This window comes from Hymenobacter sp. IS2118, assembly GCF_000715495.1.
Classification (GTDB): Bacteria; Bacteroidota; Bacteroidia; order Cytophagales; family Hymenobacteraceae; genus Hymenobacter.
The window spans coordinates 18,914-38,781 of sequence record NZ_JNLX01000068.1 but is presented as its reverse complement, the minus strand read 5'-3'; the positions used below and the strand labels follow the sequence as shown (position 1 = coordinate 38,781).

General features: G+C 62.5%; 16 protein-coding genes. 5 read left to right on the top strand and 11 right to left on the bottom strand.

Annotation, left to right across the window (positions count from 1 at the left end):
- Positions 1–13 precede the first annotated feature (13 nt).
- Complete coding sequence (locus GM79_RS05690) at positions 14–916, bottom strand: IS3 family transposase (protein WP_051718502.1); 903 nt, start codon at positions 914–916, stop codon at positions 14–16.
- Positions 913–1,200, bottom strand: coding sequence for a transposase (locus tag GM79_RS05685; RefSeq protein ID WP_035559831.1), 288 nt, complete (start codon positions 1,198–1,200; stop codon positions 913–915). Before GM79_RS05685 ends, GM79_RS05690 begins: the two co-directional genes overlap by 4 nt.
- A 65-nt stretch (positions 1,201–1,265) precedes the next feature.
- Between GM79_RS05685 and GM79_RS05680 the strand changes: the two genes are divergently transcribed.
- The gene (locus GM79_RS05680; protein ID WP_035560582.1) at positions 1,266–1,916 is read left to right on the top strand and encodes an Imm26 family immunity protein; all 651 of its coding nucleotides are present in this window, start codon (positions 1,266–1,268) and stop codon (positions 1,914–1,916) included.
- A gap of 211 nt (positions 1,917–2,127) precedes the next feature.
- Positions 2,128–3,366 carry a serine hydrolase gene (locus tag GM79_RS05675; RefSeq protein WP_161787126.1) on the top strand — a complete coding sequence of 413 codons (1,239 nt, stop codon included), beginning with the start codon at positions 2,128–2,130 and terminating at the stop codon, positions 3,364–3,366.
- A gap of 30 nt (positions 3,367–3,396) precedes the next feature.
- Here GM79_RS05675 and GM79_RS05670 read toward each other — a convergent pair whose 3' ends face one another.
- Together GM79_RS05670 and GM79_RS05665 are read right to left on the bottom strand one after the other, a co-directional pair.
- Positions 3,397–3,813, bottom strand: a complete 417-nt coding sequence (locus GM79_RS05670; RefSeq protein WP_035560577.1) for a thiol-disulfide oxidoreductase DCC family protein — start codon at positions 3,811–3,813, stop codon at positions 3,397–3,399.
- Between the two features lie 274 nt (positions 3,814–4,087).
- Positions 4,088–5,281 (bottom strand): esterase/lipase family protein, encoded by a 1,194-nt coding sequence (locus GM79_RS05665; RefSeq protein ID WP_035560574.1) that lies wholly within the window; start codon positions 5,279–5,281, stop codon positions 4,088–4,090.
- Positions 5,282–5,417: 136 nt separating this feature from the next.
- Between GM79_RS05665 and GM79_RS05660 the strand changes: the two genes are divergently transcribed.
- Positions 5,418–5,786, top strand: a complete 369-nt coding sequence (locus GM79_RS05660; RefSeq protein ID WP_035560571.1) for a hypothetical protein — start codon at positions 5,418–5,420, stop codon at positions 5,784–5,786.
- 213 nt (positions 5,787–5,999) lie between these two features.
- Here the strand turns inward: GM79_RS05660 and GM79_RS05655 are convergent, their stop codons facing one another.
- The 6 genes from GM79_RS05655 to GM79_RS05630 form a co-directional block, all read right to left on the bottom strand.
- Positions 6,000–6,629, bottom strand: a complete 630-nt coding sequence (locus tag GM79_RS05655; RefSeq protein ID WP_035560568.1) for a flavin reductase family protein — start codon at positions 6,627–6,629, stop codon at positions 6,000–6,002.
- Positions 6,630–6,687: 58 nt separating this feature from the next.
- Positions 6,688–6,870 (bottom strand): hypothetical protein, encoded by a 183-nt coding sequence (locus tag GM79_RS05650; protein ID WP_035560564.1) that lies wholly within the window; start codon positions 6,868–6,870, stop codon positions 6,688–6,690.
- An 8-nt stretch (positions 6,871–6,878) separates the two neighbouring features.
- Positions 6,879–8,393: a M28 family peptidase gene (locus GM79_RS05645; RefSeq protein WP_035560563.1), complete on the bottom strand. Its 1,515-nt coding sequence runs from the start codon at positions 8,391–8,393 to the stop codon at positions 6,879–6,881.
- A gap of 106 nt (positions 8,394–8,499) precedes the next feature.
- A complete protein-coding gene (locus GM79_RS05640) occupies positions 8,500–9,864 on the bottom strand; it encodes a POT family MFS transporter (RefSeq protein ID WP_051718558.1) in 1,365 nt (454 codons plus the stop codon).
- A 72-nt stretch (positions 9,865–9,936) separates the two neighbouring features.
- Entirely contained in the window at positions 9,937–11,532 is a 1,596-nt protein-coding gene (locus GM79_RS05635) for a serine hydrolase (protein WP_035560559.1), read from the bottom strand.
- A 284-nt stretch (positions 11,533–11,816) separates the two neighbouring features.
- The gene (locus GM79_RS05630; protein ID WP_035560556.1) at positions 11,817–13,631 is read right to left on the bottom strand and encodes a DUF885 domain-containing protein; all 1,815 of its coding nucleotides are present in this window, start codon (positions 13,629–13,631) and stop codon (positions 11,817–11,819) included.
- Between the two features lie 168 nt (positions 13,632–13,799).
- On the opposite strand from GM79_RS05630, the gene GM79_RS05625 reads away from it, so the two are divergent.
- Both GM79_RS05625 and GM79_RS05620 read left to right on the top strand, forming a co-directional pair.
- A complete protein-coding gene (locus tag GM79_RS05625) occupies positions 13,800–16,958 on the top strand; it encodes a glycoside hydrolase family 3 N-terminal domain-containing protein (RefSeq protein ID WP_051718557.1) in 3,159 nt (1,052 codons plus the stop codon).
- A gap of 232 nt (positions 16,959–17,190) precedes the next feature.
- Positions 17,191–18,816, top strand: a complete 1,626-nt coding sequence (locus GM79_RS05620; RefSeq protein ID WP_200875586.1) for a 3-(methylthio)propionyl-CoA ligase — start codon at positions 17,191–17,193, stop codon at positions 18,814–18,816.
- Between the two features lie 214 nt (positions 18,817–19,030).
- Here the strand turns inward: GM79_RS05620 and proC are convergent, their stop codons facing one another.
- Entirely contained in the window at positions 19,031–19,831 is an 801-nt protein-coding gene (proC, locus tag GM79_RS05615) for a pyrroline-5-carboxylate reductase (RefSeq protein WP_035560551.1), read from the bottom strand.
- Positions 19,832–19,868 lie beyond the last annotated feature (37 nt).

Below are 19,868 nucleotides of genomic sequence, written 5' to 3'. Positions count from 1 at the left end.
TGAGGTGGTCTAGTTAAGCAGGAGAGAATTGGGTGATGTTGTTAAGGTGCTGTTGATGAAACTGGTACGGCTTCTGATAGCCAATGCTGGAGTGGCGACGCTCATGGTTGTAGTAGTCAAAATAGTCGGCGACGCTGGCCTGGGCATCGGCTAGGTCGGCGAAGACAGGCCAGTCACGGGCTTCGAGCTCCTCGGTTTTGAGGCGCGACCACAGGCTTTCCGCCTGGGCGTTGTCGTAGCACTCGCCGCGTCGGCTGTGGGAGAGCTGGGCCTGGGCGTCGCGCAGCACAGCCTTGTAAGCGTTGCCCACGTATTGCCCGCCCCGGTCGGAATGGACGATGAGGCCGGGGGTGGGCCGCTGGGCCAGCAGCGCCCGCTGTAAGGCGCTGGTGACCAGCGCTTCGGGCATGTCGGCGCGCACCTGCCAGCCCACCACGTGCTTGGTGCACACGTCCTGAAAGGCACACAGGTAAGCCCAGGTCCCGTTGGCTAGCGGCAGGTAGGTGATGTCGCTCACCCACACCCGGTTGGCCTGGGTGGGACGCGGCTGGTCAAGCAGCAAATTGGGGGCACAGCGCTGCCCGTGGGTCGAATCGGTGGTGCACGGAACGAAGGACTTGGGCTGCAAGGCCTTGCGCCCGTGGCGGCGCAGCCCCATGCGCAGGGCCTGGCGGCCTACCCGATGGCCCTTTTCCCGCAACTCAACCCGGAGCCGACGCGTGCCGTAGCGGCGTTTGTGGTAGTCAAAAACCGCCATCATTTCCGTTTCCCAGGCCGGTTCGGCCCTGCCCACGGCCCCGGCCGCCTGCCGGTGCCGCCAGGCGTAGTAGCGGCTGGGTACCACGTCCAGCACCTGGCAAAGTTGCTGGATCGGGTAAAAAGGCCGCTGCTGGTCAATGAATTGCAGCGTACTCACTGGGTCGGGGGATGCGAGAAGATGGCGATGGCTTTTTTTAAAATATCGAGCTCCTGCGCCAGCCGTTTGTTGGCGACGCGCAGCGCCCGCACTTCGGTGGCCTCGGCCGGGTCGGCGGGCAAGGGCTGCTGGGCCGCTTTCTGCCAGGCATAAATCCGCTTGGCGTCGATATTCAGGGCGCGGGCGGCGGCCAGCGTGGAGCGGCTTTCGCTGGCCAGCCGCAGGGCTTCGGCGCGGAAGGCCGCATCATAACGCGGCCGTTTCGTAGGAGGAGCTTTTTCCATGGGTTCGGGAAGTTAGCACCCAATTCTCTCCTGTTTGACCCGACCACCTCAAACACCCCTAATTCATGGCAGAAAGACTCAAATCTGGTCACATCCTACGTGTCCCACTCTCTTGCAACAGGGGATTTGCATACGCTAAGTACATCAACATACTCAACGTAGCGGGCAATAACTCGTACCCTGACCTGATTAAAATTTTCGATTATCGCTCGTCAGTGGACGAACAAATAAGCACTTCTTATTTGAATGATTACCTCATGCAGCCTATTCTTCTGGCCGGGCGCTTGCCCATACTACGGGAGCAGCGGTGGCAGATTGTGGGAGAGCTTCCGATTCTTCCCGAAGATGGCCTATTGCCTGATTTTCGTGTGCCAGAATATGCCATTGCAGACCGAATGTCTACTCCCAGGCAGCCAAAATCAGGTAATACTTTTTACACGCAGAACGTAGCTCTTGGTCCACTCTTGGAAACCGCAATACCAAATGTTGCTCACTTAGAGTCACTGTCAGCAAAAAATGCGGATATGATTGAAACAGCCACAACGATGTGTTTAATGATTAATGAAGGACTGAACGTGGCTGAATATTTTGATTTAAGCGACCCAGATTATGAGTATGTATATAGCATTTACGGTAGTCGGCCATTGGCTAATTCGATACCAAAGCATTTGTACGGCCGAGCACGCCAACAAGGTGAGGAGGGATACGTTTTGTAAAAGCACATTCGCATTTGTGAGCTTTCCCAGTAATGGGCTTTCGGAGTTGCACTCCGAAAGCCCATCGGGCCGGGAACTTGCAGTTCCAACGCGTTACTCCCGCCAGCGCGGAGTGTAACTCCGCTACCGGGCCAATTTCGGAATGCAACTCCGAAAGAGCCGAGAGCAGAACGATTACTTTTGTCGGATGGCTTTTTTAGCGCAAATCAGGGTGCTTGTCCTCTTAATAGCGGCCTTGCTGCTGGCCGGAACTAAACACGTAAGGGCCCAGCTTTTTGCCAACGCCCTGCGCCAAACCCTGCGCCACGACACCGCGGGGCTGAGCCGCGTGCTGGCCCATCCCGCAGCTTACCGCCTCCAGATTCTGTACACCCGCGTGCGGCGCGATGCGGCGGGCCGCCCCCATTTTCGCAGCTATGGCTACCGGCTGCGGCCCCGCGAATATTTCTACCCGGCCAGTGCCGTGAAGCTGGCCGCCGCGGCACTGGCTCTCGAAAAGCTCCGGGCGTTGCGCGCCCAGGTTCCCAACCTGCGCCCCGAATCCCCGATGCTGACCGACTCGGCGTTTGCGGGGCAGACGGCGGTGCGGCGCGATGCCAGCGCAGCCAGTGGGCGCCCAAATATTGCAAATTACGTGCGTAAAGCACTAATAGTGAGTGATAACGACGCCTACAACCGGCTGTATGAATTCGTGGGCCCGGCCGAGCTAAATGCCGGGTTGGCCCGGCTGGGCTTGCGCCATAGCCGGCTCGTGCACCGCCTTTCCGTGGGCGACCAGGAGCCGGGCAGCCGGCATACCAACCCCGTTGCCTTTTTTGCCGATACGGCCGCTACGCAGGTGCTCTACCGTCAGGCTGCGGCCTATTACGGCGGTGCCTGGCCCAAGGCCCTACTACGGCAAGGCAGCATTGGCCGGGCGCACCTGAGCGGAGAACAGCTGGTGAACAGTCCGTTGGATTTCAGCCAGAAAAACACGTTTCCGCTACCCGACCTCCAGCGAATGCTTCGGGCAGTGCTTTTCCCGGAAACCGGGCCGCCCCGCCAGCGCCTCCGGCTGGCCCCCGACGACTACGCTTTGCTGCGCCAGGCCCTGTCGCAGCTGCCGCGCGAAAGCGTGCATCCGCGCTACGATGCCGCTCATTATCCCGACACCTACACCAAGTTTTTGCTGGGCGGCGGGGGCACCACGCCGTTGCCGCCCGGCGTGCGCGTGTACAATAAAATAGGGCAGGCCTACGGTTTTCTCATCGACAACGCCTACATCATCGACGAAGCCAAGGGCGTCGAATTTCTCCTCAGCGCGGTGATTTACGTGAATGCCAACGGCGTGCTCAACGACGACCAATACGAGTACGATACCATCGGATTCCCCTTTCTGCGCGACCTGGGCCTGCGCGTGTACCAAGCCGAATGCCGGCAGAAACTGCGCGCAGAAACCAGGAAAAAATAACGCCTTCACCCGAATAGCGCAAAACTCCCGCTACAGAAACCGCGCTTTCAGCTCCGGCGTAGGCAGCCAGCAGCTTTCCTGCCGGCCAAACCAGCGGTAGCGGTTGCGGGCCACCACGCGGTAAAGCGCGTCGCGCCAGGGGCGGGGCAGCACCCAGCCCAGGCCCGCCAGCCGCCACGCTCCGCCCAGCGCCCGCGCAATGCGTAGTACCGCCGTCGAATGCGAGTAGAGCCGGCCCCCGCTGAGCAGCAGCACCGATTCGGGCGCGGCGGCCAGGGCCGCGCTGGCCAGTCCTTGGGCCGCCAGCAGGCGCTGGCCGGCTTCGCTCTGCAAGGCCGCGAAGCGGAAGCGGCACGTCGGGTCGTGGCGAATAACGAACTGCACAAAGCCGTTGCAGAGGTTGCACACCCCATCAAAAAAGATGGTATCGGGAGCCGTTGAGGACATGAGAATCTAAGAAGCGAGGGCGCCTTGGGTGTTTCGGTAGTTAACAATCAATAGGGAATTTGCTCCCGGCCGGGCCCTGAATAGATGAGCGATGGGCCAGGGTAGCAAAATCTTTGCCCTCATTGGGAGCAGGATAGACGTCGGCTCCAAACCACAGAAGTTAATTCTACTTTGGCAGATTCGTGTCTCACCGCAGAAGGCGACGAAAAATCTATCTGGAAAGCCGCTTCGAGCAATAGCTTGCAACCTGCCAAAGGCTTGCAGCTAAAAAAAGCTACGCCCACTGCTTGAGGTACTGAAATACCTCCGGGTGGGTGAGCAGGCCGCCGTGGTGCTGCTGGCTGAACACGGCCGTGCGCACATTGGCCCCCGCCGGCAGGCTGGCCTCATCGCCAAAGGTGGCGTGGCCGCGGGCACTGCCCTGGCCCACCAGCCCATCGCCAAAATACTCGCGCAGCGCCGAGGGCCGCGACGTATGCAGCCAGGCGCCCATCAAAATATGATATTGCACGCCCGGCAGGGGCGGTACCGCCGTGCGCGGGGGCGTAAGGTCGTCGGCGTGCGCGTCCTGCCAGTCCTCATCCACCAATATAGAGTAGCGCAGGTCCTTGATGCCGTTGCTGCGCTGGTTGAGCGCCTTGCTCAGAAACCGGGTGGGAAAGAGGTTGATGCGGTGCAGCAGGCGCGCCGTGAGGTGGGAGTTTTGCTCCAGCCACGAGCCGTCGTTGGGCGTGCCCAACAGGAAAATTGACCGCAAATGCGCCAGCCAAGAAGCTTTGTTAATTAAAAATTGGGAATTAAAAATTAAAAACGGGTCGTCTGGTACCCTATCGGAAAATAGCTCATCCTTAGAAGGAACTTGGCCTGCGTTGATGTCTGATTCTTCTTTTTTAATTTTTAATTTTTCATTAAGCGAAGCATAATGTCCGGCCGAGCGGATGATGAGCCCGCCCATGCTGTGCCCTACCAGCACGAGCGCGCCCACGGCATCGGGGTAGGTTTCGACCAGCTCGGTGAGCAGACGACTGAGCTCCCGGCCGTTTTCGGAGAGGTGCAGGCCCGAGTTGAAGCGGAGATAGAGGGACCGCACGTGGGCTTCCTCGGCCAGGCGCGGGCCGTAGCGCCGGCTGCCGGGCTCGTCCTGAAAGCCGGTCTGCCAAATGTGCTCGTCGCCCATGAGGCCGTGCACGAAGACGACCGTTTTTTGGTGCGGCTCGCTCAGGCGCAGGTCGGCCACGGCTACGTCGTGCCCGCCCCGCCGGAAGCTCATCCGGATGGCGCGGGGGTCGTAGCGGGCCGCCAGCTGGTCGCCCAGCGCCCCGTTCAGCACCGGCAAAAAAAAGTGCTGGTGGGCCCGGCCCGAGCGCACGAGGTAGCTTGCGCCCCGCACCGGCAGCAGGGCCGCCCGCCCCACGGCCCCCAGGGCACGCCGAAAACGAGAAGGCTGGTTGGGGTCGGAATCTGACATGATGGTGAAATACAGTGGGGGTGAACTGCTAAATTAATGCCGGGGCCGCGCACTGTGCCGCCAGCAGCGTGACCAGCTATGCACCCTTCTCCTCGAAATCGCCGTACATTTGAGTCCCAATCCCAAGCACTTTTTCATGAAGCTTTCTTCCCGTTCCGCCCTGGCCCTGCTGCTGGGCACTGCCCTGGCTGGCTCCCTTTCGTCCTGCGACTACCAGTGGACTCCTGGCGTCAACACCCAGTTCCGGCATGGTTTCAACAACCCCCCCGGCTGGCGCAATGTCGATGTGAACCGTGACAGCATCAATTACAAGCAGGAAACCACGCCGCCCATTGGCGTCGGCTCGGCCACGGCCATTGCCAACGGTACCGTGCAGGAGCAGCTCAATTCGGCCCCGGCCGGGCAAAATGCTACCGCGCCCCAGTCGGCCAGCGGCACAATGGCTCCCGTAGGCACCGCCACCAACGGCGACGGCAATAAGAACGACAAGCCGCAGCCGAAATAATTTCCGAAAGTTGAAAAAAGCCCGCTTCGTGATTTTCGAAGCGGGCTTTTTTGATGTTTAAAGGGTTTTAAGAAGCTCAGCATGGCAACGCGTTAAACAACGCTTTTGCTAACCCGAACAGCCTCATTGGAACAGGGCCGCAAAGCGGCGAAGCAAAAGTTTCTTTCGCCGTACCGTTAAGCGGCATCAGGGAACGAAGGCGGCCCTGCTAACTCACTGCGCCACCGGCGGCTGGCCCGGCCGCGCGTAGCCGAAGCGCACGGGCTGCCGCACCTCGTGGTAGCCGTCGAGGCCGGAGATGCAGGCGTTGCCCAGGGCCACGAGGTCCAGCGTGCCATCGTCGCGCAGGCCGGCTTCGGGCAGGTACACGTGCTCCACGGTGCCCACCAGCAGCACGGTGCCATTGGAAATCGACAGCTCCTCGCGCAGCCGCAGCCCGATGCCGAGCGGGCTTTCGGCGACGTAGGGCGCCGGAAAACCGTCGCGGTAAACGGCCGTGAAACCGCATTCGTCAAACTCCGATAGCTCGGGGCCGAAATCGGCGGAGGTGTAGTGGGCCTGAGCGGCCAGGGCCACGGGCACGTGGTTGAGGGTGTAGCAGCCGCTGCTTTTCAGGTTTTGGTAGGTGTGGCGGGGCACGGTGGTGGGCCGCGTCACGATGCCGAGCAGGGGCGGGTCGGACCCCAGGTGCAGGGCCGAGCTGAACACGGCCAGGTTGGTGGCGCCGTCGGGGGCCGCGGTGCCGATAAGATTAGCCGGTTTGAAGCCCGGCAGGCCATTGACCAGGTTCAGGCGGTAAATCCGCTCAAATGCCTTAATGTCGGCGGCGGTGATGTGGCGCATAGGGGAAGTTGAGCTGGCGAAGGTGGCGCGGCAATTACCCGCAAGCGCTCCAAAATGTTCAGCGGCCGGGCGTCTCGGGGGCCGGGGCGGCACCTTGGGCCAGATGCGTCTGCGGTCCGGCCGGCACCTTGGAAAATTCTTCGCTGGAAGCCGTTTGGGGGCGAAGTGTGAGGGCCAGCAGCCAAAAGAAAATTACTGCCAGCAAATGACGGTCAAGGCCGAAAAACGATTTGTTTTTCATCAAAAGGATTAGCGTTCAAGCTTAAAGCCGGGTTCGGGGGCGGGGCGGGCCGTGCGGTTGGCCACATTCCAGCCGGTAAGGTATATCCAATTGGTCATGCGCGCAAGTTTGGCGTAGTCGATGCGGGCGGGCTCGTCGCGGGGCGTGTGGTAGTCGGGGTGCAGCAGGGAGGTGTACATCACGGCCGGAATGCCCAGACGGGCGTAGGGCAGGTGGTCGGAGCGGAAGTACCAGCCCTCGGGATGAGTGGCTTTGTCCCACTCCGTGTCCAGCTTAAAGCGGGGGCCAGCCTGGTTGGCGGCCAGCGCCATGTTTACCAAATCGGCGGAGTTGCGGTGCGGGGCGATGGAGCCCAGCAGGGCGGCGCTGTCGGGGGCGTTGCGGCCCATCATCTCGGCGTTCAGCACGGCCACAATGGACGCCAGTGGCACCGTGGGGTGGGCCGAATAGTAGCGCGAGCCCAGCAGGCCGCGCTCCTCGGCCCCGTGGTACACAAACAGGGCCGAGCGTCGGGCCGGCTGCTGCTTGAAAGCGCGCATGATGGCCAGCAGCGCCACGCAGCCGGTGGCGTTGTCGTCGGCGCCGTTGTAGATGGAGTCGCCGGCCACGGCCGCCCGCACGCCGTCGTGGTCCTGATGGGTGCTGAAAAGTACGTTCTCCTTTTTGAGCTGGGCGTCGGTGCCGGGCATTCTGGCCACGATGTTCACCGACGGGTACAGGAAACTTTCCACCTTCAAATCGGCGGTGAGCTGCTGGCCGGGCTGCTGCGCCCAGCTCAGGGCCGTGGCGGGCAGCCATATCACGGGCGGTTGCTCCACTACTTTCAGGCTGGCATCGTTGGGCAAGCCAAAGCGGCCCCGCTCGTAAATGTGGCTCCAATGGTCGTAGATGGCCTGTGCCGGGGCGTCCGAGATGAACACCACCGCCACCGCGCCCGCTTTAAACAGCTCGGCCGACTGGCTGCTGAACTTGCCAAACAAGTAGCGCCGGTAGCTGATGCCATCCGTGGGCGCGCCCGACAGTTGGACCGCTACGGCCTTGCCTTTCACATCAACTTTCCCAATTTCGGCCGGGCTGCCGGTGCCCACAAACACCAGCGGCGCCGCCACGCTGGCATTGGTCGGGGCAATAATCATGGCATCCTCATTGGGCTTGAGCTCGCGCGAACCGATGCGTAGCGTGCTGGCTTTGGTGAGGCGCGTGCGCTGCAGGTGGAACCACTGAAAATAGGTGCCGTCGTCGCCGGCGGGCTGCAGGCCAATGGTCCGAATCTGCTCGGCCAGCCACACCGAGGCCTTCAGCTCGTCGAGCGTGCCGCCTTCGCGGCCCCGGTAGTGGTCGCCGCCCAGGGCATACAGGTCGCGCTTGATGTCGGCCTCTTTTATGGCTGACAGGGCATTATTGGTCGCAGTGGTGGGCTTGCGTACCGCCGCTGGTTTCTTTTGGGCAGCAGCGGCCAGTGGAGCAGCTAGTCCCAAACCTGCCAGCAGGCAGCTGGCGGCGAGTCTTTTAATGGAATTCATAAAAGGGGGCGTGAGTAAGTAAGATTAAATCCAAAGGAATAAGAAAACCAGTTTCTGCCTGCGCGTTTTGGGAAGCCAGGCGATGCAAGCACCTATAAAGCAGCCCTCAGGCGGCTGGCAATTCGCCTATGCCAACATACGTTTTCTCCCGGAGACGCGAGGTCACGAGGGCAAACAGGGCAACGTTTACCGCCATCAGCACCACGAAAAACCAATAGTAATTCGCGCCCTGGAAGCGGGCAAAAAAACCGCCGTTGGCAATGCTGGCGTTCATGATGCCCAGGAAGAAATTGCCCCCCGCGATGGTAAGCAGCCACAAAGCCGTGGTCAGGCTTTTAATTGCCGGTGGCGAATGCGTGTAGGCGTACTCCAGCCCCGTAACGGCCACCATGAGGGTGCCGCCGGCCACCACAAAGTAAGCCAGCACCTGCCACCAGATGGAGGGCTGCCCGCCCACATCCAGGTTGTGCTGAATGCCGGCCACGATGGCCAGCGCCAGCGCCACGATGACCATGCCCGTGCCAATGCGCCGCAGCGGCGTCGTCCGGATTCCCGCCCGTTCCAGGGCCGGGTACACGCGGTAGGTCAGCAGCGGGTTGAGCCCGATGCCGAACACAATGCCCAGAATCTGAATCTGCTCGGGTAGCGGCGTGAAGCCCGGCCACAGCTCGCGGTTGAGGTGGGCAGCCTGTAGTACCCATTCGCTCACACTCTGGTCGTAGAGCGCCCACACCACCGGAATGAAGACGAACACCACGCCCACCCGCCGCAGCGCGGCCCGGCCTTCGCCCGGTCCGAAGGTGTGGCGCAGACCCTGGGCCAGGCCCGTGGGCGGCACCCGCACGTAGTGCCGGCGGCCCCGCCAGAAGGTGAGCGTGGCCGCGCCCATCAGCAGGCCCGGCACGCCAAAGGCCACCGCCGCCCCGTAGCGGGCATACAACTCCGGAATAAAAGCCGTGGACAGCGCCGCGCCCACGTCAATGGCTAGCTGAAACCAGCCATAGGCCTTGGGCAGCAGGTGGGCATTGTGGCGGTCGAACTGGTCGCCGAGGTTGGCCGTGACGCTCGATTTGATGCCGCCCATGCCCACGGCCACCACCAGCAGCCCCAGTCGGAAGCCGTTCAGGTCCTCGGCAAAGGCGGCCAGCAGGGCGTGGCCCACGCAGTAGAGCAGCGACAGGTACAGGATGACGCGGTACTTGCCCACCACCCAGTCGGCCAGCAGCGCGCCCACAATGGGCAGGGCATAGCCCAGCGCCGCGAAGGAATGCACGAAGTCGTTAGCCCTGGCCTCGGCTACGGCGGTTAGCGCGGCATCGTGGCCGGGGTTGAAAAACTGCGCCACCAGAAACGTGGGCAGAATGGCCCGCATGCCGTAGTAGCTGAACCGCTCGGCCACCTCGTTGCCGATGATGAAGGGCACCGCTTTGGGAAAGGCAGGAGCAGGAGGGAGGGCGTTGGGCGTGGCCAAGCGTCAGTTCATTAGGTAAGCACCAAAACTAACTCAAACGCCGCACGGTCCATTTTTCTCAGGCCATTCAGGTTACTTCACCCGCTGCAGGTCGAGGTCCTGAAAGTCGTAGCTGAAGTCGGTGGCGGGCGAAACGGGCTTCATTTTCAGGCTGCTGGCCTCGCCCATCTCATTGAGGGTGAAAGCGGCAAAAGCGTCGGCGTTTAGGCTGCGGTCCTTCCACCGCACCACGAAGGTGCTGCCGCGGTAGGGCAGCACCTGGCCCACCAGGCGCGGGCTCCGCACCGATTTCAGCCACAGCTGGTTACCCTGCATGTAGAGGTTCACGTCGCCGAGCCAGGCGTCGTGGTAGCGGCCCACGTAAGCCTTGTAATCCGGCCGTTTCGGGGCTTTTTTGGTGGCCGCGGCCACCTGCTTCCACACGGCGTCGGTGGCTTTGTCGTTGCCCGACTGGCCGGCCGCGGCCCGGTCGGCCAGGAGCTGCACCCGGTCGAGCCCCGTCAGGCCCAGGTAGTGGTCCTCGATGGCGTCGGAAACGGCCGTGAAGGCCGCGCCGCTTTCCTGGTTGGTGAGCACGATGATGCCCAGGTGCAGCTCGGGCAGCAGCGTTACTTTGGTGACCATACCGATTTGGCCCCCCGTGTGCGATACCTCCTTATAGCCGCGCACGTCGCGCAGCCGCCAGCCCAGGCCGTAGGCCGCAAAGTGGGTGTTGTAGCTGTAGGGCAAGTACGCAGCCGGCACCGGGCCGACGGGCAAAATGGTTTGGGGCGACCACAGTTCCTGCTGGGTGCGGGGCTTGAGCAGGGAGGCCGGCGCACCTGGCCCGCCCACCAGCATCAGGGCCCATTTACTCAGGTCGGCCACGCTGCTGTACATGCCGCCAGCCGGGCCACCTACGGTGCCCAAATCGCGCCGGATAACCTGCACTTTGCCATCCACGGAGCCGTGGCCGTCGATGACGTTGGTAGGGTCGGGAAGGCGGGAGTAGCCGGTGGCGGTGCGGCTCATGCCCAGCGGCTTCAGCAGGCGGGCTTCCACGAAGTCGGCCCAGGGCTGGCCGGCGGCCCGCGCCACCACCTCCCCGGCCACAATGTAGAGGTTATTGTCATAATCGTACTTGCTCCGAAAAGACGACACCGGCTTGAAATAGCGCAGGTTGTGAATGACATCCTTGATGGTGAAGTCGGCCGAATCCGGGAAGAACATCAGGTCGCCGGCGCCCAGGCCCAGGCCGCTGCGGTGCGTGAGCAGGTCGCGCACCGTGAATTCGGCCGTGACGTAGGGGTCGTACATCCGAAATTCGGGGATGTAATCGGTCACCTTGTCGTCCCAGCGCATCTTGCCATCCTCCACCAGCAGGCCCAGGGCCGCGGCCGTAAAGGCTTTGGTGTTGGAAGCAATGCCAAACAGCGTGTTCTCATCGACCGGAGCCTTGGTGGCCAGGGAACTCACGCCGTAGCCCTTGGACAGCACCACCTGGCCGTCTTTCACCACGGCCACGGCCATGCCCGGCACGTCAAACGCTTTTAGGGTGCGGGCCACCACCGCGTCCACGGCGGCAATATCCAGCGGCGCGGTGGGCGGGGCAGCCAGTTGGGCCGAAGCCGGACTTGCTAGCGTCAAGCCGAGGGCAACAAGCAAGCCGAGGATACCTGTTTTAATCATGAGAGTTATTTTTGAATTACGAAAAGGCATAGAGTCTTCGGTCATACTGAGCGCAGTCGAAGCATCTCTACCGCTTCGTTGGTTCGTTTGAATTACTTGCGCGGTAGAGATGCTTCGACTGCGCTCAGCATGACCTGTCTTTTTTCGATTTCTGCTTATTCAGAAACAGGCCTACAGTTAAGAAATCAAAGAATGGTTGAGTTGCCAATTGTCCACCATAATTTCATTTTTTAACTATGAGGAACTGCTTTTTAGGCAGGCCGAACAAAAAAATCCCACTCCCCTTATTTCTGCCTGGCGGCCCAGGCGTCCATCTTCTTTTCGAGCACGGCCAGGGGCATCACGCCGTCTTTCAGCAGCTCGTCGTGGAAGTTGGGCAGCGAGAACTTGCTGCCCAGCTGCTTCTCGTACTTGGCGCGCAGCTCCTGGATTTTCAGGGCACCGGTTTTGTAGCTCAGGGCCTGGCCGGGAATGGCCATGTAGCGCTCAATCTCGGCTACGGCGCCGTCTTCCGAAATTGCCTCGTTGTCCATCATGTACTTGATGGCTTCTTCGCGGGTCATGCCGCGGGAGTGCAGGCCGGTGTCCACCACGAGGCGCACGGCGCGGTGCATCTCATCGCCCAGCGCGCCCATGTACTGGTAGGGGTCGGTGTAGAGGCCCAGCTCCTTGCCCAAGCTTTCGGAGTAGAGCGCCCAGCCCTCGCCCATGGCGCCGTACCAGGCAAAGCGCCGGAACTTGGGCAGGTCGTTGTTTTCCTGCTGCAACGAAATCTGGTAGTGGTGGCCCGGAATAGCTTCGTGCAAAAACAGCGACTCCATGCCCGAGGTGGTGTTGAACTGGGTGGCATCCACAATCGGAATGTAGAAAATGCCGGGCCGCGAGCCGTCCGGCGAGCCCTGGTTGTACTCGGCCGAGGCCGAGGCGGCGCGGAAGGCCTCCGTCTGCCGAATCTCAAACGACGTTTTGGGCGTGCGCCCGAACATCTTTTTCAGGTTCGGGGCGATGGTCGTCTGAATCTTACGGAAGGCATCGAGCACTTCCTCAGCCGACTTATAAGGCATGAACTTCTTGTCGGTTTTCAGGTAAGTGAAAAACGCTTTCAGGTCGCCTTTGAAGCCGGTTTCGGTTTTCACGCGCTCCATCTCGCCCCGAATCCGGGCCACTTCGGCCAGGCCGGTCTGGTAGATTTCGGCGGGCGTTTTGGTGGTGGTGGTCCAGTAGCCCACGTAGTACTTGTAGATTTCGGCGCCGCCGGGCACGCCCGTAATGCCGCTGGTGGTGCGGGCTTTGGGCAGGTATTCCTTCTCCAGGAAATCGCCCAATTTCCGGTAAGCCGGCACCAGCTCGGCGGTGATGGCCGTTTTGTAGGCGTCAGTCAGGCGCGCCTTATCGGCGGCCGAAAAGTCTTTGGGAAAACGGGTGATGGGGCCGTAGAACAGGCTTTGGGCGGGGTCGCTCACCACAATGTCCTTGCCGCGCATCTGGGGCAGCATTTTCAGCACCAGGGTGCGGGGCAGTACCACGCCGGTGCGCATGCCTTGCCGGAAGTTGGCAATGGCCGAATCGGTCCAGGCTGTGAAGCCGCGCACGCGGCCCAGCCAGTTGTCGTAGTCCTGCACGGTTTTGAAGGGCTGCACGCCCTCGCCCGCGCCGTACTGGCCCATTGTGATGGGCAGGCCCCAGAACTGCTGGGTCGGAATCATCCAGGTATTGAGCTTGAGGCCGGCCAGGCGCTGCTCCATCTCGTACTTGAAAATATCGTAGCTGATTTTGTCGTTGTCGCTCAGCTTTTCGCGGTCGAACTTGCCCAGCCGGGTCAGGTAGTCGCCGTAAAACGTGCGCAGCGTATCGCGAAAGGCGCGGGTCTGTTCGTTGGGCAGCAGGTTGTTGTAGCGGTTGTCGCCCTGCCCCGTGGCCGAAAGCGGGTCGAGGCGCGACTGCGTTTCCCAGTAGCTGCCGAAGAGGCCGTCGAGGTCCGTCGTAGCGTCGGCGCCGGCTGTGTTGGGGCCGGCGGTTGCCGTTTCAGGGGTTTTGGTTTGATTGCAGGCGGCGGTAAGCGCCACGGCCACGAGGCCGGCAAGGGCAAGTTTTTTCATGAAATGGATTGAAGCAGCGATAAGGAAAACCGTGGGCTCAAAGAACGCGAAAATCCGCAGTAAGCTGCGCAAAGCGGACCGGGCCAGTGTATAGGGAGACCGGCGAGGCAGAGCATAAAGAGTCTGACCCGCCGGAAACGCTACTTTCGTACTAAAAACCGCCTCCCTTTGTCGTTCCTCAAGTTCCTCCCGCTGCTGGCCGTGCTCCTCACGGCGCCCCTGCTGGTACCCGCTCAGCGCCGCGCTACGCCCGCCGCGCCCGCCAAAGCCGCTGTCCAAAAGCCTCGTTTTATTCCCGCCAAAGCCCGCGCGGCCCGCAGCAAAGCCCCGGCGCGGCCCGCTGCGGCCGTTTTGCCGCCCGGCAGTCCCTCCTTCATCCAATACCTGCACTCGCCCTGGGTTGATAGCCTCATGCGGGTGCTCACGCCCAATCAGCGGGCCGCGCAGCTGTTTATGGTGGCGGCGTATTCCAACCGCAGCCGGGCCGATGAGGATACCATTTCGGCCCTTATTAAGCAGTATGGCATTGGTGGGCTGATATTTTTCCAGGGTGGGCCGGGGCGGCAGGCCCGCCTGCTCAACCGCTACCAGAGCCAGAGCCGCGTGCCGCTGCTGGTGGCCATGGACGGCGAATGGGGCGTGGGCATGCGCCTCGACAGCGTGGTGAAATTCCCGTACCAGATGAGCCTGGGCGGCGACGTGGATACCACGCTGCTCTACGACATGGGCCGTGAGGTGGCCGGGCAGTTCCGCCGGCTGGGCATGCACGTCAATTTCGCGCCCGTGGTCGATGTGAACAACAACGCCGCTAACCCCGTCATCGGCTTTCGCAGCTGGGGCGAAAACCCGGCGGCGGTGGCCCGCGATAGTCGCCAGTACATGCGCGGCATGCAGGACGCGGGCATCCTGGCCGTGGCCAAGCACTTTCCCGGCCACGGCGACGTGGACGCCGATTCGCACCTAGCCCTGCCCACGGTGCGCGTCGACCGCCGGCGGCTCGATACGCTGGAGCTGCCGCCCTTCCGCCGCCTGATTGCGGGCGGCCTGGGCGGCATGATGGTGGCCCACCTCAACGTGCCCGCCCTGGACACGGTGCCGGGCCCGAGTACGCTGTCGCGGCCCATCGTAACGGATTTTCTGCGCCGGGAAATGGGGTTTCAGGGGCTGATTTTTACCGATGCCATGAACATGAAGGGCGTCACCAGCATGTTTCCGCCCGGCGAGGCCGACGTGCGGGCCCTGCTGGCGGGCAACGACATTCTGGAGTTCAGCAAAAACGTGCCGCTGGCCATCAACATGGTGCGCGCGGCCGTGGACAGCGGCCGGATTTCGCAGCGGGAAATTGACGAGCACTGCCGCCGCGTACTGGCCATGAAGCAATGGGCCGGCCTGAACCACTACCAGCCCATCAGCACCAAAAACCTCTACGAAGACCTCAACGCCCCGCACGCCCAATACCTCAGTCACCGCCTCACCGAGCTGAGCATCACGCTACTGCGCAACGAGAAAAACTTCCTGCCGCTCCAGCGCCTCGATACCCTGCGCATTGCCACGCTGGTGCTGGGCGGCAACCCGCGCGACACTACCGACTTCCAGCAGGCGGTGGCCGACTACGCGCCCGCCGCACATTTCCACGCCCCGGCCGCCGCCTCGCTCGATGAGCTAATGAAGCTGCGGGCCGCCCTCAAGCCCTACAATCTCATTCTGGTTTCGCTGCAAAACCTGGGACGGCTGCCGGCTACCAATTTCGGTATCACGCCCGAGGAAAACATGCTGCTGCGCGAGCTGCTGAGCCAGACACAGCAGGTGGTGCTGAGCGTGTTCGGCTCGGCCTACGCCGTGGCCAAGGTGCGCGACCTGGACCGCGCCGCCGGCGTGGTGCTGGCCTACCAGGAAAGCCCCAATGCCCAGCGGCTGGCCGTGCAGGCCATTTTTGGCGGCATCGGCACCACGGGCAAGCTGCCCGTCACGGTATCGGATAGCTACCCGCGCGGCTTTGGGCTGCGCACAACCGGCGGCCAGCGCCTGGCCTTTGCCTACCCCGAATCGGTCGGGCTCGACGGCCGCCTCGAAGCGCGGGTCGACAGCCTGTTGGGCCGGGCGCTGGCGGCGCAGGCGTTTCCGGGGGCGCAGGTGGTTATTGCCCGGCGGGGCACGGTGGTGCTGCGCAAAAGCTACGGCAACCACACCTACGCCGGCTACGGAACCGCCGCCGAAGCATCGGAAGGAACCGCTAAAAAACGCCGCCCGCGCAACCAGCCCGCCGCCACCCCAATGGCCACTGTGGCGCCCGCCACCGTGCCCCGCCCCGTGCACGACGACGACCTCTACGACCTGGCTTCACTGACCAAAACACTGGCCGCCGCGCCGGCGCTGCTCAAGCTGCAGGAGCAGGGCCGGTTCAGCCCGGATAGCACGCTGGACCAGTATTTCCCGTTTCTGCGCGGTACCGACAAGGCCGGCTTGCGCCTGCGTGAGGTGCTGGCGCACCAGGCCGGCCTGCCCGCCGGAATTTCGTTTTGGAAAGAGCTGATTGGGAAGAACGGCCAGCCGCGGCGGCGCTATTTCCATGCCGACTCTTCGGCCCGCTACCCGCTGCCGGTGGCCGCCGGACTGTGGGGCCGCAAAGACCTGCCCGCGCGCCTGTACCAGGAAATTGGGGCGTCGCCGCTGAACGAGAAGCCGGGCTACGTGTATTCGGACCTGTCGTTTATGCTGTATCCGGCGCTGGTGCAGGCCCGGACCGGGCAGTCGCTGGAGGCGTTTTTGCAGCAGCAGGTGTACCGGCCGCTGGGAGCCAGCACCCTGGGTTTCCGGCCCACCAACCGCTTTCCGCTCGCCCGCATCGTGCCCACGGAAGTAGATTCGGCGTTCCGGCGCCAGCTGCTGCACGGCACCGTGCACGACGAAAGCGCGGCGCTGCTGGGCGGCCTTTCGGGCAACGCCGGCTTGTTTGGCAGTGCCACCGACGTGGCCAAGCTCGCCCAAACCTACGCCTGGGGCGGGCGCTACGGCGGCCAGCAAATCTTCGACCAAGCCCTGCTGGCCGACTGGACGCGCTGCCAGTTCTGCCCCGACAACCGCCGTGCCCTGGCCTTTGACCGGCCCGCCACCGAGCCCGGCCGCAACGCCCCGCCCGGCGCCTCGCCCGACAGCTTCGGCCACAGCGGTTTCACGGGCACCTACTTTTGGGTCGACCCCAAGGCGGAGCTGGTGGTGGTACTGCTCACCAACCGCGTGCACCCGTCGCGGAGCAACAACAAGCTGAGCGAGCTGGGCGTGCGGTCGGCGCTGTTGCAGCTGGCCCTGGAAGCGGTGCGGAAGTAAAGTATTTGCTATTGCAATCGATTTTATATTTTGGTTATCAGATATTTGTAAATAATCTGATGCATCAAGCTGCTCTCACTTCACAGTACCTGTCTACGCTAGTTGAAAGAGTGTTTCACCTCTGCGGGAAAGACGGTTATTAAGAAACACTTCGCAAGTCCTGCTTCAATATTCTGAATTATTGCCTAGCTTGGAAGCCTGCTTCTCCCGCCCAACCTTACCCCGCCCACCCATGCAAGGACTTATGATGGCCGACCAGCTGCGCGTAGCTGGTATAATCGAACACGCCGCCAAATGGCACGGCGAAACTGAAATCGTGTCGCGCCTGCCCGAAGGCGGCATTCACCGCGGCACCTACGCCCAGGCCCACGCGCGCAGCAAGCAGCTGGCCAACGCCCTGCTGCGGCTGGGCGTTGCCGATGGCGACCGGGTGGCCACCATTGCCTGGAACACGCACCGCCATTTCGAGCTGTACTACGGCGTGGCCGGCATCGGGGCGGTGTGCCACACCATCAACCCGCGCCTGTTTCCCGAGCAGCTCGTCTACATCATCAACCACGCCGAAGACCGGCTGCTGTTTTTCGACCTGACCTTTCTGCCACTGGTGGAAAAGCTGGCGCCCGCCTGTCCCAAGGTCGAAAAATGGGTGCTGATGGCTGGCCCGGAGTACCTGCCCGCCGCGTCGGCCCTGCCCGGCCTGTGCAGCTACGAAGACTTATTGGCCGCCGAAAGCACGGACTACGAGTGGCCCATGCTCGACGAAAACACGGCCTGCTCGCTCTGCTACACCTCCGGCACCACCGCCGAGCCCAAGGGCGTGCTCTACTCGCACCGCTCCACGCTGCTGCACGCCATGGCCATCTCGCTGCCCGACGCGCTCAACTGCTCGGCCCTCGATGTCATCATGCCGGTGGTGCCCATGTTCCACGTCAATGCCTGGGGCCTGCCGTATGCGGCGCCGCTCAACGGGGCCAAGCTGGTGCTGCCCGGCGCGGGCATGGACGCCGCCAGCTTATACGAGCTATTTGAGAGCGAAGGTGTTACCTTCTCGGCGGGCGTGCCCACCATCTGGTTGGGGCTGCTGCAGTTTATGCGCGAAGGCGGGCGGCAGTTTACGTCGCTACGCCGCACGGTGGTGGGCGGTTCGGCCTGCCCTCCGGCTCTGATGAAGGCGTTTGAAGAAGAGCTGGGCGTTACCATCATGCACGCCTGGGGCATGACCGAAACCAGCCCGTTGGGCACCGCCGGCCACCTCAAGCCCAAACACCAGGGGCTGAGCCCCGCCGACAGTCGGGCGGTGCGCGCCAAGCAGGGCCGCGTGGTATTCGGCGCAGATATGAAAATTGTGGGCGACGACGGCCAGGCGCTGCCGCACGACGGCGTGGCCTTCGGCGACTTGCTGGTGCGCGGGCCCTGGGTGGTGGCCGACTACTTCCGCAGCGGCACGCCTGGCGAACTCACCGCCGACGGCTGGTTCCGAACCGGCGACGTGGCCACCATCGACCCCGACGGCTTCATGCAAATTACCGACCGCTCGAAGGACGTTATCAAGTCCGGCGGCGAGTGGATTTCCAGCATCGACTTAGAAAACCTGGCCGTGGCGCACCCGGCCGTGGCCGAGGCCGCCGTCATTGGCGTGCCCAGCGCTAAATGGAGCGAGCGACCCTTGCTGGTGGTAGTGCGCCGCCCCGGCATGGACGTATCGGCCGAGGAGCTGCTGGGTTTCTTCAAAGGAAAAGTGGCCAAATTCTCCGAGCCCGACGCCGTGGAGTTTGTAGAGCAGCTGCCTCACACCGCCACCGGCAAAATCCTCAAAACGCAGCTGCGCAAGGACTTTGCAGGGTATTCGATAGCTTAGCTATTTAGCTGGCCTTTAGATTCTTTGGCAGACCGTGTTTTTTTAAAGTCTGTCATGCTGAGCTTGCCGAAGCATCTCTACCGCACCGTCAAGACCGTCCAACGGTGCGGTAGAGATACTTCGGCAAGCTCAGCATGACAACGCTTTTTAAATTTTGAATGGGTAGTCACCAAAGGTGTTGCGCGAGGTGCCTTGTAGCTTTTCGCTGACTACCTTACTTGCCCAGTTCTTCGGCCCGGTCGCGGGCGGCGCGGGCGCCGGCCATGAGGCCTTCGCGCACCTGCCCGGCCCCGAAGGCGCCAAGGGCGGCTTCTGTGGTGCCGCCTTTGGAGGCCACTTTGGCAATCCAGTCGGTGCAGCTCAGGCCCGATTGGGAGTAAAGCTCCACGGCGCCGCGGAAGGTCTGGCTCACCAGTAGCTCGGCTTCGGCGGAAGAGAAGCCCATTTGGGTGGCGGCACTCATCAGGGCGTCCATGCAGTAGTACACGTAGGCCGGGCCGCTGCCCGAAACGGCCGTGGCGGCGTCGATGGCGGATTCTTCCTCGACGTAAACCGTTTTGCCGGTGGTCGAAAGCAGGTTTTGTACCTGCACCAGCTCGGCGCGGCTCACTTCATCGGTGCTGGTAAAGGCCGTCATGCCCATGCCGATTTGGGCGGGTAGGTTGGGCATGGCCCGGATAATTTTGGGCGTGCCCAACGCCTCGCGCAGCGTAGCAATGCGCACGCCGGCCATGATGCTGAGTACCACTTGCTGCGGCTGTACCAGTCCCTGCAGCGTTTCAAAAAGCGCCGGCGAGTCCTGCGGCTTCACGGCCAGAATCAGAATGTCGGCACCGGGCACGCACTCGCCGGGGCGGCCCCACACGGTACCAATATCGTGCGCGGAGAGTGCCGACACGCGCTCGGGCGAGCGGGCCAGCAGCCGTAAATCGAGGCGCGAGGTGATGTGGGCGCGCACAAAGCTGCGGGCATAGGTCAGGCCCATGTTGCCGCCGCCGATAATCAGGATTTTCATGAAATTAAGGGAATAGCGAGTAATAAAACCGTGCGTC

Excerpts from the sequence above, each read along its gene's own strand:
- GM79_RS05660 (WP_035560571.1), top strand. The coding sequence starts at position 5,418 with ATGAAGCTTTCTTCCCGTTCCGCCCTGGCCCTGCTGCTGGGCACTGCC.
- GM79_RS05645 (WP_035560563.1), bottom strand. The coding sequence starts at position 8,393 with ATGAATTCCATTAAAAGACTCGCCGCCAGCTGCCTGCTGGCAGGTTTG.
- GM79_RS05655 (WP_035560568.1), bottom strand. The coding sequence starts at position 6,629 with ATGCGCCACATCACCGCCGCCGACATTAAGGCATTTGAGCGGATTTAC.
- GM79_RS05630 (WP_035560556.1), bottom strand. The coding sequence starts at position 13,631 with ATGAAAAAACTTGCCCTTGCCGGCCTCGTGGCCGTGGCGCTTACCGCC.
- GM79_RS05620 (WP_200875586.1), top strand. The coding sequence starts at position 17,191 with ATGCAAGGACTTATGATGGCCGACCAGCTGCGCGTAGCTGGTATAATC.
- GM79_RS05650 (WP_035560564.1), bottom strand. The coding sequence starts at position 6,870 with ATGAAAAACAAATCGTTTTTCGGCCTTGACCGTCATTTGCTGGCAGTA.
- GM79_RS05665 (WP_035560574.1), bottom strand. The coding sequence starts at position 5,281 with ATGTCAGATTCCGACCCCAACCAGCCTTCTCGTTTTCGGCGTGCCCTG.
- GM79_RS05680 (WP_035560582.1), top strand. The coding sequence starts at position 1,266 with ATGGCAGAAAGACTCAAATCTGGTCACATCCTACGTGTCCCACTCTCT.
- GM79_RS05685 (WP_035559831.1), bottom strand. The coding sequence starts at position 1,200 with ATGGAAAAAGCTCCTCCTACGAAACGGCCGCGTTATGATGCGGCCTTC.
- GM79_RS05670 (WP_035560577.1), bottom strand. The coding sequence starts at position 3,813 with ATGTCCTCAACGGCTCCCGATACCATCTTTTTTGATGGGGTGTGCAAC.
- proC (WP_035560551.1), bottom strand. The coding sequence starts at position 19,831 with ATGAAAATCCTGATTATCGGCGGCGGCAACATGGGCCTGACCTATGCC.
- GM79_RS05635 (WP_035560559.1), bottom strand. The coding sequence starts at position 11,532 with ATGATTAAAACAGGTATCCTCGGCTTGCTTGTTGCCCTCGGCTTGACG.